General features: G+C 71.4%; 14 protein-coding genes. 7 read left to right on the top strand and 7 right to left on the bottom strand.

The genetic code is table 11. The annotated features are described in order from the left end of the window. Positions 1 to 17 precede the first annotated feature (17 nt). From ACLJOU_RS01850 to ACLJOU_RS01840, 3 genes are read right to left on the bottom strand one after another with little or no spacing between them, the layout of a single operon-like run. On the bottom strand, positions 18 to 926 hold the full coding sequence (locus tag ACLJOU_RS01850; RefSeq protein ID WP_410562391.1) for a glycosyltransferase: 909 nt from the start codon (positions 924 to 926) through the stop codon (positions 18 to 20). Then, positions 926 to 1,741, bottom strand: coding sequence for an ABC transporter ATP-binding protein (locus ACLJOU_RS01845; protein ID WP_410562388.1), 816 nt, complete (start codon positions 1,739 to 1,741; stop codon positions 926 to 928). Before ACLJOU_RS01845 ends, ACLJOU_RS01850 begins: the two co-directional genes overlap by 1 nt. A gap of 3 nt (positions 1,742 to 1,744) precedes the next feature. Then, positions 1,745 to 2,695, bottom strand: coding sequence for an ABC transporter permease (locus tag ACLJOU_RS01840; protein WP_410562385.1), 951 nt, complete (start codon positions 2,693 to 2,695; stop codon positions 1,745 to 1,747). A 144-nt stretch (positions 2,696 to 2,839) separates the two neighbouring features. On the opposite strand from ACLJOU_RS01840, the gene ACLJOU_RS01835 reads away from it, so the two are divergent. From ACLJOU_RS01835 to pseI, 4 genes are read left to right on the top strand one after another with little or no spacing between them, the layout of a single operon-like run. Beyond that, a complete protein-coding gene (locus ACLJOU_RS01835) occupies positions 2,840 to 3,466 on the top strand; it encodes a hypothetical protein (RefSeq protein ID WP_410564660.1) in 627 nt (208 codons plus the stop codon). A gap of 30 nt (positions 3,467 to 3,496) precedes the next feature. Further along, complete coding sequence (locus ACLJOU_RS01830; RefSeq protein ID WP_410562383.1) at positions 3,497 to 3,931, top strand: hypothetical protein; 435 nt, start codon at positions 3,497 to 3,499, stop codon at positions 3,929 to 3,931. Position 3,932: 1 nt separating this feature from the next. After that, positions 3,933 to 4,385: a GNAT family N-acetyltransferase gene (locus tag ACLJOU_RS01825; RefSeq protein WP_410562380.1), complete on the top strand. Its 453-nt coding sequence runs from the start codon at positions 3,933 to 3,935 to the stop codon at positions 4,383 to 4,385. Between the two features lie 28 nt (positions 4,386 to 4,413). Next, positions 4,414 to 5,466, top strand: a complete 1,053-nt coding sequence (gene pseI / locus ACLJOU_RS01820; RefSeq protein ID WP_410562379.1) for a pseudaminic acid synthase — start codon at positions 4,414 to 4,416, stop codon at positions 5,464 to 5,466. Here the strand turns inward: pseI and pseC are convergent. Together pseC and pseB are read right to left on the bottom strand one after the other, a co-directional pair. Next, positions 5,463 to 6,593 (bottom strand): UDP-4-amino-4,6-dideoxy-N-acetyl-beta-L-altrosamine transaminase, encoded by a 1,131-nt coding sequence (pseC, locus tag ACLJOU_RS01815; protein WP_410562376.1) that lies wholly within the window; start codon positions 6,591 to 6,593, stop codon positions 5,463 to 5,465. The two genes, pseI and pseC, sit on opposite strands and share 4 nt — an antisense overlap. Continuing rightward, entirely contained in the window at positions 6,586 to 7,569 is a 984-nt protein-coding gene (gene pseB, locus ACLJOU_RS01810; RefSeq protein WP_410562374.1) for a UDP-N-acetylglucosamine 4,6-dehydratase (inverting), read from the bottom strand. Before pseB ends, pseC begins: the two co-directional genes overlap by 8 nt. Before the next feature lie 41 nt (positions 7,570 to 7,610). On the opposite strand from pseB, the gene ACLJOU_RS01805 reads away from it, so the two are divergent. Continuing rightward, on the top strand, positions 7,611 to 8,357 hold the full coding sequence (locus tag ACLJOU_RS01805; protein WP_410562372.1) for a cytidylyltransferase domain-containing protein: 747 nt from the start codon (positions 7,611 to 7,613) through the stop codon (positions 8,355 to 8,357). Continuing rightward, on the top strand, positions 8,354 to 9,322 hold the full coding sequence (locus ACLJOU_RS01800; protein ID WP_410562370.1) for a spore coat protein: 969 nt from the start codon (positions 8,354 to 8,356) through the stop codon (positions 9,320 to 9,322). The genes ACLJOU_RS01805 and ACLJOU_RS01800 overlap by 4 nt, the downstream gene beginning before the upstream one ends. Before the next feature lie 51 nt (positions 9,323 to 9,373). On the opposite strand, the gene ACLJOU_RS01795 is transcribed toward ACLJOU_RS01800, so the two are convergent. Further along, the gene (locus tag ACLJOU_RS01795; RefSeq protein ID WP_410562368.1) at positions 9,374 to 9,943 is read right to left on the bottom strand and encodes a bacterial proteasome activator family protein; all 570 of its coding nucleotides are present in this window, start codon (positions 9,941 to 9,943) and stop codon (positions 9,374 to 9,376) included. 134 nt (positions 9,944 to 10,077) lie between these two features. On the opposite strand from ACLJOU_RS01795, the gene ACLJOU_RS01790 reads away from it, so the two are divergent. Continuing rightward, positions 10,078 to 11,277 (top strand): cysteine desulfurase-like protein, encoded by a 1,200-nt coding sequence (locus tag ACLJOU_RS01790; RefSeq protein WP_410562366.1) that lies wholly within the window; start codon positions 10,078 to 10,080, stop codon positions 11,275 to 11,277. Between the two features lie 21 nt (positions 11,278 to 11,298). Here ACLJOU_RS01790 and ACLJOU_RS01785 read toward each other — a convergent pair whose 3' ends face one another. Continuing rightward, on the bottom strand, positions 11,299 to 12,276 hold the full coding sequence (locus ACLJOU_RS01785; protein WP_410562364.1) for an NAD(P)H-quinone oxidoreductase: 978 nt from the start codon (positions 12,274 to 12,276) through the stop codon (positions 11,299 to 11,301). Positions 12,277 to 12,311: the final 35 nt, after the last annotated feature.

Below are 12,311 nucleotides of genomic sequence, written 5' to 3'. Positions count from 1 at the left end.
CCCCGCGGGGCCCCTTTTCAGTACCGGTAGAACTTCTCGGCGCGGCCCTGCCGCACCAGCTTCAGCCACTGCAGGAACGCCTTCGGGTCCCGCTTCACGCCCACGAAGTACAGTCCGAACCGGACGATCTCCAGCGCGCCGATCTTCCGCATCCCCGGCTGCGAGAGCAGGTAGCCGCGGTTGCGGTAGGTGTAGTAGCGCTTGACCTCGTTTTCCGGGTCCTGCGCGTGGAACTTGCCGCCCAGCATCGGCTTGAACTCGTCCGAGCCGTCCGGGTGCAGGTACTTCGTCTTCAGCGACGTGCCGAACGGCAGCCCCGAGCGGGCCAGCCGCCGGTGCAGTTCCACCTCGTCGCCGCGGAAGAACAGGCGCAGGTCCGGCACGCCGACGACGTCCAAAGTGGAAGCTCGGAAGAGTGCGCCGTTCATCAGGGACGCGATGCCGGGCAGGAAGTCGGCGCCCAGTTCGGCCTGCGACCGCTTCCAGGTCAGGCCGCGGCGCAGCGGGAACGCCAGCTTGTCCGGGGCCTCGATGTTCGACACCACCGGCGAAACCTCCGCCAGGCCCCGCTTTTCCGCCTCCTCGAGCAGGATGGCGAGCACGTTCTCGTCGGCCGGGCGCCCGTCGTCGTCGGCCAGCCAGATCCACTCCGCGCCCAGGGACAGCGCGTGCAGCATGCCGAGGGCGAACCCGCCGGCGCCGCCGAGGTTCCGGTGCGACGGCAGGTACGTGTGCGGCAGCGGGTAGTTCTCGACGACTTCGCGCGCGGAGTCGTCCGGCCCGTTGTCCACGACGACGAGGTGGTCGACCGGCCGGGTCTGGGCCGCGATGACCTTGAGCGAGTCCGCGAGCAGCTCGCGCCGGTGCCGCGTGACGACCACGCCGACGACGGCGCCGTCGGGCAGCTGCGGAGTCTCGCTCGCCATCATTCCCCGCCGTTCGTCGTCGCCACCGGCTCGATGCCGAAGCGCTCCAAGGTTTCCTGGCTCATGTTCTCGAAGGGGTCCCGCCCCTTGTACGACGTGAGGACGTCTCGCAGCGAACCCTGTTGCTTGAGGTGCCCCTCGTCCATCCAGATGGCCGAATCGCACAGCTCGAACAGGAATTCGTCGGAGTGGCTGGCGAACACCAGGATGCCGGAGCGCTTGACGAGGTCCTTGAGGCGGTCGCGGGCCTTGTTGAGGAACGCCGCGTCGACCGCGCCGATGCCCTCGTCGAGGATGAGGATTTCGGGGTCGATCGAGGTGACGACGCCGAGCGCGAGCCGCACCCGCATGCCGGTCGAGTACGTCCGCAGCGGCATCTGCAGGTAGTCGCCGAGCTCGGTGAACTCGGCGATGTCGTCGACCCGCTTCTCCATCTCCTTGGCGGTCATGCCGAGGAAGAGGCCGCGGATGATGATGTTCTCGACGCCCGAGATCTCCGGGTCCATGCCGATGCCGAGGTCGAACACCGGCGCGATCTTGCCGTTGATCCGCGACGAGCCGCGGGTCGGCTCGTAGATCCCGGCGAGCAGGCGCAGCAGGGTGGACTTGCCGGCGCCGTTGTGCCCGACCAGGCCGACGCGGTCGCCTTCACGCAGGTTGAGGGTGACGTCGTGCAGGGCTTCGATGATCGGCACCTTCGTGTCGGTGCCGATCTTGCCGCCGACCTTGCCGAGCACCTTCTTCTTCATCGACCGCGTCTTCGCGTCGAAGATCGGGAAGTCGACGAAGGCGTTGTGGACGTCAATGGAGACCATGTGTCACACCCAATAGGAGACGCGGGCACGGTAGTTGCGCATCGCGACCAGCGCGAGAGCCCAACCGATGACGGTGATGGCGCCGACCACGATCCAGTTCTCCGGCGAGAACTCCTGGCCCAGCAGCGGCGCCCGGACCACCTGCATGAAGTGGTAGAGCGGGTTGGCCTTGACGATCGGCAGGATCCAGGAGACGCCCTCCCGGGCCCCGCCGGACATCAGCTGGTCCACCGGCCAGACGATCGGCGTGCCGTAGAACAGCAGCTGGATCAGCGAGTTGACGACCTGCGGGATGTCGCGGAAGCGGGTCGAGATGATGCCGAACAGCAGCGTCACCCAGCCGGCGTTCAGCGCCAGCAGCACGAAACCGGGGATGGCCAGGAGGATGGTCCAGCTGAGGCCCGGGTGGCAGATGTGGTCGGGGATGCACGCGCCGTTGCCCAGCAGCGAGTACTTCTTGTCGAGCGCGCTGAAAAAGATCGCCAGCACGGCCACGTAGACGATCATGTTGTGGGCCAGCATCAGCGTCTGCCGCCACACCGTGCGCAGCATGTACACGCTCAGCGGCGCCGGGAGCTGCTTGATCAGCCCCTCGTTCGTGATGAACGTCTCCATGCCCTCGGACAGGCAGCCGCTGATGAAGCCCCAGATGATGAAGCCGGTGGAGATGTAGGGCAGGAACACCTCGACGGGCAGCTTGAACAGCTGTGAGTACAGCAGTCCGAGCCCGAGCGCGAGGACCGCCTGGCTGATGGTGATCCAGAAGGGCCCGATCACCGAGCGGCGGTACCGCTGCTTGATGTCCTGCCAGCCGAGGTGACCCCACAGCTCGCGAGCACTGAAACCGGCCTTGATGTCGGCGAAGGCACGCGAGAACGTCTTGCTGTCCGACGTCGGCGGAGCCGAGGTCGCTACGGGTGAGTCCGCGGCCTGAACCGTGCTGGTGGCATGCACGTGGACGAGGGTACCGATGGGATGCGCGGCGCCCGGGCCACCCCGCCGGTGTGGTAGTGCCCGGGGGCCGCTACGCGCCGGGCCGGATCACCTGTCCTGGTACTTTCTCCGCTTATGACTGCTGCTCTCGACGCGGCGAGCCTGATGGTCAACCTGCTCGCGGCCTACGCCGACCGGCCGGATCCCCGTTCGGTGGCGGTCGTCGGAAACCAGCCGCTCCCGCCCGACCCCCAGCGGGCGAAGGCGATCGACACGTGCGACCTCGTGGTCCGCGTCAACGGCTTCGTCGTCGACGAGCCCGGTGAGGAGATCGTCGGGTCCCGGACCCACGTCGTGGTGTTCAACCGGGCGATCCGCGCGACCAAGCACGTCTTCCAGGACTACCGCAAGCGGCTCTACCTGCTGGTCGAGCCGGGCCGGATGCACTGGGAGCCGGAGGACCTGCCGGGCTGGTGGCCCACCGACCTCGGTGCGGTCCCGGTGCCGAACCGCGAGGTCGTGCTGCCGCTGTCGGACGCGCTCGGCCTGCCGACCCGCACCGAGCCGACGTGGTCGACCACCGGCACGCTCGCCGCGTGGATCGCGCGGACGTCGTTCCCGACCGCGCACCTCGTGCTGACCGGGTTCTCGTTCATCGACGACCCCGACCAGACCTCCTGGGAGCACGCGGCGGGCGACTCCTGCATCGTCGGGCCCGAGCACCAGATCGCCGCCGAGGGGCGGCTGCTGGACTCCTGGACCAAGACCGGCGACACGACCCTCCTACGCTAGGCGCACGTCCCACCCACGCGAAGGATCACCATGGCAGTGCCGAAGCTCGGCCGAAACCTGATCGACCGGCTCGTGAAGGTCATCGACTTCCGGGTCGAAGACCGAACCCGCGGGCTCGTCTCGCGCGTCACCGAACTCGAGCACGCCACCGCCGACCACCGGCGACGGCTGGACAACGCCGAGCACGGCCTCGAGCGGGCCCACGGTGACCTGCGCTGGATCCGCGCGGAGCTCGACCGCCTGATCCCGCACGTGGCGGCGCAGGAAGGCCGGCTGGAGACGCTGCGCGAGTCGATGTCGCTGGTCCCGAACAGCGACACCCCGCAGGTCGCCGAGGCGCGCACGCTGATCGAGGAGATCCAGCGGCAGCACGCGCAGATCCGCGTCCGGCTCGCGGGCATCTCCCGCTACGAGGACCGGCTCCGGCGCCTCGAGGACCAGGCCGAGCAGTCCGTCGCCCGGTAACTTGCGCGCCCGCGAGGCCACCGAGGCGGACGCCGAGCTGCTGCTGGGCTGGCGCAACGACCCCCGGACCCGGCAGGCGTCCCGGTCGACGACGGTCGTCGCCCTCGACGAGCACCTCGCCTGGCTGCGCGGGGTCCGCGCGGATCCCGGCCGGCTGCTGCTCGTGGTCGACCACGAGGACGAGCCGGTCGGCACCGTGCGGTTCGACCGGCGCGACGGCGACGGCTGGGAGGTCAGCATCACCGTCGCCCCCGGGCACCGCGGCCGGGGGCTGGCCGGTGCCGTGCTCGCCGAGGGCGAGCGGACGGCGCGGGAGCGCCTCGGCGTGCGGGTCGTGCTGGCCGCCGTGCACCAGGACAACGCGGCTTCGGCGAAGCTGTTCGAGCGGGCCGGGTACGTCGAAGCCGCGCCTGCCGTCGGCGGCTTCCGGCACCTGCGCAAGACTCTGCAGTGACCCGAACCGTCCACCCCGGGGAGGCACCATGACCGCAGACATCCGCATCGGCGCGCACGAGGTCGGCCCCGGCCACCCGCCGTTCGTGATCGCCGAGATGTCCGGCAACCACAACGGCGACCTCGACCGCGCGCTCGCGATCGTCGACGCGATCGCGGAAACCGGCGCGCACGCGGTCAAGCTGCAGACCTACCGCCCCGACACGATCACCATCGACGTCGACACCCCGGCGTTCCGGATCGGTGACTCGCACGAGCTGTGGGGCGGCGAGAACCTGTACAAACTGTACGAAAAGGCCCACACGCCGTGGGAGTGGCACGCGCCGCTGTTCGAGCGCGCCCGGGCCCGCGGCCTCGAGATCTTCTCCAGCCCGTTCGACCCGACGGCGGTCGAGCTGCTGGAGTCACTGGACGCGCCGGCGTACAAGATCGCGTCTTCGGAAATCGTCGACCTGCCGCTGATCGAGCTGTGCGCGCGCACCGGCAAGCCGCTGGTCATCTCCACCGGCATGGCGAACGTCGCGGAGATCGACGCGGCGGTGCGCACCGCTCGCGAAGCGGGCAACGACCAGCTGATCGTGCTCGGCTGCACGGCGAGCTACCCGGCGTCACCGCGCGAGAGCAACCTGCGGGGCCTGCCGCTGCTGGCGGGCCTGACCCAGTCGCTGGTGGGGCTCTCCGACCACACCCCGGGCATCGGTGCGCCGGTCGCCGCGGTCGCGCTGGGTGCGGTGGCGATCGAAAAGCACGTCACGCTGGCCCGCGCGGACGGCGGCGTCGACTCCGAGTTCTCCCTGGAGCCCGCCGAGCTGGCCGCACTGGTCGAAGAGACGCACCGGGCGTGGGAAGCCCTCGGCGAGCCCGTGCTGGGCCCGCGCGAGAGCGAGAAAGAGGGCCTGCGGCTGCGCCGGTCCCTCTACGTCGTCGAGGACGTCCGCGCCGGGGACGAGGTCACCGCGGCGAACGTCCGGTCGATCCGGCCCGCGGGCGGCCTGGCCCCGGCCGAGATCACCAAGGTCGCGGGGCGCACCTTCCGCGTCGACGCCGCGAAGGGCACGCCCCTGACCTGGGACCTGCTCTAGAAGAACGCGCGCACGGCGTCGGCCACGCGGTCGACGTCGGCGTCCGTCAGCGACGGGAACAGCGGCAGCGAGAGCTCCTGCTCGTAGTAGGCCTCGGCGTTCGGGCAGAGGCCGCGCCGGTAGCCGAGGTCCTCGAACACCGGGTGCCAGTAGGCCGGGATGTAGTTGACCTGGACGCCGATGCCCGCGCCGCGCAGGTGCTCGAACAGCGCCTTCCGGCGGCCCTCGAGGACCCGCAGCGGGTAGAGGTGCCACACGGGGTCGGCGCCCGGGCGGCTCGGCGGCGTCGCCACGCCGTCGACGTCCGCGAACGCCGCGGTGTACCGCGCGTGGATTTCGGCGCGGCGCTTCTTGAACTCCGCGAGCCGGGTGAGCTGGCTGGACCCGAGCGCGCAGAGGACGTCCGGCAGGCGGTAGTTGAGGCCGAACTCGTGGACTTCCTGGTGCCAGCCGCCTTCGTCCGGGTACCGCTGCTCGGCGCGGTCGCGGACCAGGCCGTGGTTGCGGAACTTGCGCGCCCGGTCGAGCAGGTCCGCCCGGGGCGTGACGACGGCGCCGCCTTCGGCCGTGGTGAGGTTCTTGGTCGGGAAGAACGAGAACGTCGTCAGATCGGCGATCGAGCCCACCGGACGGCCCTGCCAGGACCCGCCGACCGAGTGCGCCGCGTCCTCCAGGAGCAGCGCGCCCGCGTGGTGGGCGATTTCGGCCAGCGCGTCCAGTTCGGCGGGGTGGCCGGCGTAGTCGACGGCGGCGACGACCTTCGTGCGCTCGGTCACGGCGGCGGCCGCTGCGTCGACGGCGAGGTTGCCGGTGTCCGGCTCGACGTCGGCGAAGACGACCTTCGCGCCGTGCAGGGCCGCCGTGGCGGCGGTCGCCACGAACGTCATGGGCGAGGTGACGACCTCGTCACCCGGCCCGATCCCGGCCGCCGCGTAGGCGACGTGCAGCGCCGCGGTGCCCGACGTCACGGCGACCGCGGGCGTCCCACCGGTGTGCGCCGCGAGGTCGGCTTCGAACTGCTGGACGGCGGGCCCGGTGGTCAGCCAGTCGCCGCGCAGGACGTCGACGACGGCTTGGACGTCCGCTTCGCTGATCGACTGGCGGCCGTACGGGAGGAACTCACCCATGCTGCTCCACCAGCTCGCGCAGCTCCTCGGGGTTCAGCCACAGGTCGTTCGTGTCCGAGCGGTACGCGAAGCCTTCCGGCATCGGCGTGCCGCCTTCGGGCTCCTGGTAGCCCCAGCCGGCGAGGTGCGGCTGGACGACGTACCGGTCCTCGAGCTTGATCGTCCGGCGCGCGTCGTCGGGGGCGATCATCTCCTCGTGCAGCTTCTCGCCCGGGCGGATGCCGACCTCGTGCATCTCGCTGCCCGGCGCGATGGCCTGGGCCAGGTCGACCAGCCGCATGCTCGGGATCCGCGGCACGTACAGCTCGCCGCCGTGCATCTGGTCGAACGAGTCGACGACGAACCGCACGGCCTGGGGGAGCGTGATCCAGAACCGGGTCATCTCCTTGTGCGTGATCGGCAGCGACTCGCCCTGCTCGGCGAGCTTGCGGAAGAACGGGATGACACTGCCGCGCGAGCCCATCACGTTGCCGTAGCGGACGACCGAGAACCGCGTCACGTGCGCGGCCGCGTAGTGGTTGCCGCTGATGAACATCCGGTCGGCGCAGAGCTTGGTGGCGCCGTAGAGGTTGATCGGGCTGGACGCCTTGTCCGTCGACAGCGCGACGACCTTCTTGACGCCGGTGTCGATCGCCGCCTCGATCACGTTCTGCGAGCCCATGACGTTGGTCTGGACGAACTCGAACGGGTTGTACTCACCGGTGTCGACCTGCTTGAGCGCGGCGGCGTGCACGACGTAGTCGACGCCGTGCATGGCGCGCTCGAGCCGGCGCCGGTCCCGGATGTCGCCGATGAACCAGCGCAGGCGCGGATCGTCGTTGAACAGCTGCCGGGCTTCGTACTGCTTCAGCTCGTCGCGGGAGAGCACGACCAGCCGGCTCGGGTTCAGTTCGGCGAGCGCGTGCGCGATGAACGCCTTGCCGAAGGAACCGGTCCCGCCGGTGAGCAGGATGCTGGAGCCATCCAGCTCGGACATCGTTGACCTCCGCGTTTCGGGGACTGTGGCCGTCGGCCATCATGTCACCCATGCGTGCAGCGCCCGTGGTCAACGCCGTCATCCAGGCCCGGTCGAGCTCGACCAGGCTGCCCGGCAAGGTGCTGCGCCCGCTCGGCGGCCGCAGCGTGCTGGGCTGGGTCGTGCGGGCCGCGGCGGCCGCTCCCGGCGTCGACCGGGTGGTGGTCGCGACCTCGGTGGATCCCTCCGACGACGACGTCGCGGCCGAAGCCGCTCGCTGTGGCGCCGCCGTGGTCCGCGGCCCGCTCGACGACGTGCTCGAACGGTTCGCCGGGGCGCTGCGGGAGCACCCGGCGGACGCCGTGATCCGGCTCACCGCCGACTGCCCGCTGCTGGACCCGGCGCTGATCGGCCAGCTCGCTGCGCTGTGGCGCGCCCAGCCGGCCCTCGACTACGTGAGCACCACGCTCGTCCGGACGCTGCCGCGCGGCTTCGACGCCGAGCTGGTGCGCGCCGAAGTCCTGCGCGAGCAGGTTTCCACCGCCACCGGAGCGGACCGCGAGCACGTCACCTCGGGCGTCTACTCGCAGCCCGCGCGGTATTCGTGCGCCGGGGTGGTGGTGAGCCCGGCCGCCGACGACCTGCGGGTGACGCTCGACACCGCCGAGGACTGGGCGCTGCTGTCCGCGCTCGTGGCCGAACTGGGTGACGGTGTGGGCGACTGGCGGGCGGTGGTCGCGCTGCTGCGGTCCCGGCCGGACCTGGTGGCGCTGAACGCGCACGTCGAGCAGAAGAAGGTCGGCCGGTGAGGCTGCTGCTGCGCGCGGATTCGTCGGCCTCGATCGGCGCCGGGCACATCGCGCGGATGGTCGCCTACGCCGAGCGGGCGGTGGCGCGCGGCTGGCCGGTGGCGTTCCGCGGCCGCGTCGACAACGCCGAATGGCTGGCGGCGCGCTTCGGCGAACTGGGCGTGCCGCGGCTCGAAACCTTCGACGCTTCTGGGTTGGACGCTGCTGGGTTCGATGCGGTGATCGTCGACCACTACGGCCTGGGTGACGTGCGCGAGGAGATCAACGCGGCCGGCGCGCTGCTCGTCTCGATCGAGGACGACGTGTTCGGCCGCCGCCCGGCCGACATCGTGGTGGACGCGGGCTTCGCGCCGGGCCCGCGCCCGGACGACGGCTCCGGCGTCCTGCTCCGGGGCATCGAGTACGCGCCGCTTCGGGACGCCGTGCGCCGGACGCGGCGGGTGCGTTCCAGCTCGCCGCTGCACGTCACGGTGGTGCTGGGCGGCGGCGCCGAGTGGGCGGAGACGGTCGGACTGCTGCTTCGCGCGCTTCGCGACACGGAGCTGCCCTTCGCCGCGGACGCCCTGGTGCGCGGCGAACCCGAGCTGCCGGCCCTGCGGCCGGACCAGTCGATCCGGGTCGCGGCGCCGAGTCCCGCGCTGCCCGAGCTGCTGGCGACGACGGACGTCGCCGTCAGCGCGGCCGGGGTGACGTTCACGGAGCTGTGCTGCCTCGGTGTCCCGACGGCGGCGGTCCGGCTGGTGGACAACCAGGACACGATCTACCGCGCGGCCCTCGACCTCGGCCTCGCGGCCGGCCTCGGCCCGGCGGAGACCCTGGCCGCCCGGCTGCCGTCGGTGACGGCGGTGTTGCGCTCGCTGCTGTCGGACGCCCGGCTGCGCGACTCGCTGTCCGCGACGGCCGCCGCCACCGTGGACGGTCGCGGCGTCGACCGCGTCCTGGACTGCCTGGCCGCCCGCCGCTGAGTTGTCCACAGGTGTTGTCCACAGGCCCTCCGGTCTGTGGACAACTGCCCGTCAGAGGTACTGGCCCGTGCCCGAGATGCCCGGTCCGTGCTCGTGGCCGGGACCGACCGCGCCCGACGGGCCGGCCGGCAGCCCGCGGCGCATCTGCTCCAGCTGCACCCGTGCCGCCATCTGCTGGGCGAACAGGGCCGTCTGGATGCCGCTGAACAGGCCCTCCAGCCAGCCCACCAGCTGGGCCTGGGCGATCCGCAGTTCGGCGTCCGACGGCGTCGAGTCGTCGGTGAACGGGTGCACCAGGCGCTCCAGCTCGTCCTGCAGCTCCGGGGCCAGCGCCTTCTCCAGCTCGCGGATCGACGTCTGGTGGATCTCGCGCACCCGGGTGCGGGACGCGTCGTCCAGCGGAGCCGCGCGGACCTCCTCCAGCAGCTGCTTGATCATGGTCCCGATGCGCATCACCTTCGCCGGCTCTTCGACGAGGTCGCCGACCGACTCGGGGTGTTCTTCGGTCGGCAGCTTGGCCGCGCCGACCGGCGTGCCGTCCGGCCCGACGACCACCACCTGGGGGGAAGATTCCTGGCCCGGGTCACCCGCTGTGAAGTTCGGCTCGGTCATGTGCTCCATCCTGGCTTGCGTTCGCCACGCTCCGCGACACCCACGGGGTGTCCGTCTCCGAGCGTAGCGGCTCCGGGGGTTCCCGGTGGCTCTCCACCCAACCCCGGACGCAGGGCGAAACCGCACGTCCGTACGGTGTCCCCATGGCGTTCGACGTCGCTCGTATCCGTGGGCTCTTTCCCGCGCTGGGTGACGGCTGGATTCACTTCGACGGCGCCGCCGGAATGCTGGTCCCGGAACAGGTCGCTTCGGCCGTTTCCACGGCGATGCGCGCCCCGGTGTCCGGGCCGGGCGGAGCGTTTCCGGCCTCACAACGCGCGGAAAGCATCGTGACCGCGGCCCGCCGGGCCGTGGCCGACCTGGTCGGGGCCGACCCGGCTGCCGTCGTGCTCGGGCCGAGCGCGCCGGTCATGCTGCGCCGGCTCGTCGACGCGCTCGCCGAGCGCTGGACCATCGGCGACGAAGTCGTCGTGTCCCGGCTCGACGAGCAGGCCAACCTGGCGCCCTGGCAGCGTGCCGCCAAGCGCGTCGGCGCCGTCGTGCGCTGGGGCGAGATCGACATCGAGACCTGCGAGCTGCCCGCGTGGCAGTACGAGCAGCTCGTGTCGGCGCGCACCAAGGCCGTCGCCGTCACGCTCGCGTCCGGGTCCGTCGGGACGCGGCCGGACGTGCCGACGATCATCGAGTTCGCCAAGCGGGTCGGCGCGCTCGTCGTCGTCGACGCCACCTACGCCGCGCCCTTCCTGCCGCTCGACATCAACGCGCTCGGCGCCGACGTCATGGTCGTGTCCGCGCAGGCCTGGGGCGGCCCCTCGGTGGGCGCGCTGGTCTTCCGCGACCCCGAGCTGATCGAGCGGATCCCGTCGGCCTCGCTCGACCCGATGGCCCGCGGCGCCGCCCGCCTGGAACTCGGCCCGCACGCCTACCCGCTGCTGGCCGGGCTGATCGCGTCGATCGACTACCTCTCCGGCCTCGACGACGCCGCCACCGGCTCCCGGCGCGAGCGGCTGGTCACCTCGCTCGGGTCGGCGAAGTCCTACCACGCGGGGCTGCTCGCGCAGCTGTGCACGGAACTGCTGTCGCTGCGGCACATCATGGTCATCGGCAACGCCATGCGCCGCATCCCGGCGCTCGCCTTCGCCGTGGCCGGCAAGAAGGCGCCCGAGGTCGCCGAGTACCTGGCGACGCAGGGCCTGTGCGCCTTCGCCGACGACGGCACGAGCGGCGTCTTCGCGTCACTCGGCGTCGGAGAAGTGGGCGGCGCCGTGCGGATCGGGCTCGCCCACTACTCCAACGTCTTCGAAATCAACCAGCTGGTGCGGGTCCTCGACGAAATACGTTGAGGCAGCTGACGTCGCTGCGAGCTAGGACTTCGCCGCGAGCAGGACCTTGCCGAACACGCTGCCCTCTTCCAGGACGCGGTGCCCGGTCGCGGCTTCGGCCATCGGCACGACCTGGCCGACGATCGGCTTGACGAGACCCTCGGCGACCAGCGGCCACAGGCGCTCGCGCACGTCGGCGACGATCGCCGCCTTCTGGTCCAGCGGCCGGAACCGCAGGCCCGCGGCGAACACCGAAGCCCGCTTGCCGAGCAGTGCGCCGACGTTCAGCTCGCCCTTGACCCCGCCCTGCATGCCGATGATGACCAGGCGCCCGTCCTGCTTCAGCGCGTCGACGTTGCGGCCCAGGTAGGACGCGCCCATGTTGTCGAGGATGACGTCCGCGCCGCCGGTCTCCTCGCGGAGCGCCTCGACGAAGTCGGCCGTCTTGTAGTTGATCGTGATGTCGGCGCCGAGCTGGCGGCAGCGTTCGAGCCGCTCCGGCGAGCCCGCGGTGACGGCGACCGTGGCGCCCAGGGCCTTGCCCACCTGGATCGCGTGCGTGCCGATGCCGCCGGCGCCGCCGTGGACCAGCAGCACCTCGCCCTCGGTGAGGTTCGCGTGCATCACGACGTTCGCCCAGACCGTGCAGGCCACCTCGGGCAGCGAGGCCGCGGTGAGCAGGTCGATTTCGGCCGGTACCGGCAGCAGCTGCCCGGCGGGGACGACGGCCTTCTCCGCGTAGCCGCCGCCGGAGAGCAGCGCGCAGACCTCGTCGCCCACGTTCCAGCCCTCGACACCTTCGCCGAGTTCCGCGATCGTGCCCGAGCATTCGAGGCCGAGGGTTTCGCTCGCTCCGGGCGGCGGCGGGTAGTGGCCTTGGCGCTGCAGCAGGTCCGCGCGGTTCACCGCGCTCGCCGCAACCTCCAGCAGCACTTCGCCGGGACCGGGCCGCGGATCCGCGACCTCCGCCCACTCGAGAACGTCCGGGTCACCTGGTTCACGGATGGTGATCGCGTACATGCGTCGACCGTATACCGCGGCGAAAGGTCCCGCCG

The sequence above is a fragment of the Amycolatopsis sp. cmx-4-61 genome (genome assembly GCF_046548775.1).
Classification (GTDB): Bacteria; Actinomycetota; Actinomycetes; order Mycobacteriales; family Pseudonocardiaceae; genus Amycolatopsis.
This window is presented reverse-complemented; position numbering and strand designations above follow the sequence as displayed.

Excerpts from the sequence above, each read along its gene's own strand:
- ACLJOU_RS01850 (WP_410562391.1), bottom strand. The coding sequence starts at position 926 with ATGGCGAGCGAGACTCCGCAGCTGCCCGACGGCGCCGTCGTCGGCGTG.
- ACLJOU_RS01845 (WP_410562388.1), bottom strand. The coding sequence starts at position 1,741 with ATGGTCTCCATTGACGTCCACAACGCCTTCGTCGACTTCCCGATCTTC.
- ACLJOU_RS01835 (WP_410564660.1), top strand. The coding sequence starts at position 2,840 with ATGGTCAACCTGCTCGCGGCCTACGCCGACCGGCCGGATCCCCGTTCG.
- ACLJOU_RS01830 (WP_410562383.1), top strand. The coding sequence starts at position 3,497 with ATGGCAGTGCCGAAGCTCGGCCGAAACCTGATCGACCGGCTCGTGAAG.
- pseI (WP_410562379.1), top strand. The coding sequence starts at position 4,414 with ATGACCGCAGACATCCGCATCGGCGCGCACGAGGTCGGCCCCGGCCAC.
- pseC (WP_410562376.1), bottom strand. The coding sequence starts at position 6,593 with ATGGGTGAGTTCCTCCCGTACGGCCGCCAGTCGATCAGCGAAGCGGAC.
- pseB (WP_410562374.1), bottom strand. The coding sequence starts at position 7,569 with ATGTCCGAGCTGGATGGCTCCAGCATCCTGCTCACCGGCGGGACCGGT.
- ACLJOU_RS01805 (WP_410562372.1), top strand. The coding sequence starts at position 7,611 with ATGTCACCCATGCGTGCAGCGCCCGTGGTCAACGCCGTCATCCAGGCC.
- ACLJOU_RS01795 (WP_410562368.1), bottom strand. The coding sequence starts at position 9,943 with ATGGAGCACATGACCGAGCCGAACTTCACAGCGGGTGACCCGGGCCAG.
- ACLJOU_RS01790 (WP_410562366.1), top strand. The coding sequence starts at position 10,078 with ATGGCGTTCGACGTCGCTCGTATCCGTGGGCTCTTTCCCGCGCTGGGT.
- ACLJOU_RS01785 (WP_410562364.1), bottom strand. The coding sequence starts at position 12,276 with ATGTACGCGATCACCATCCGTGAACCAGGTGACCCGGACGTTCTCGAG.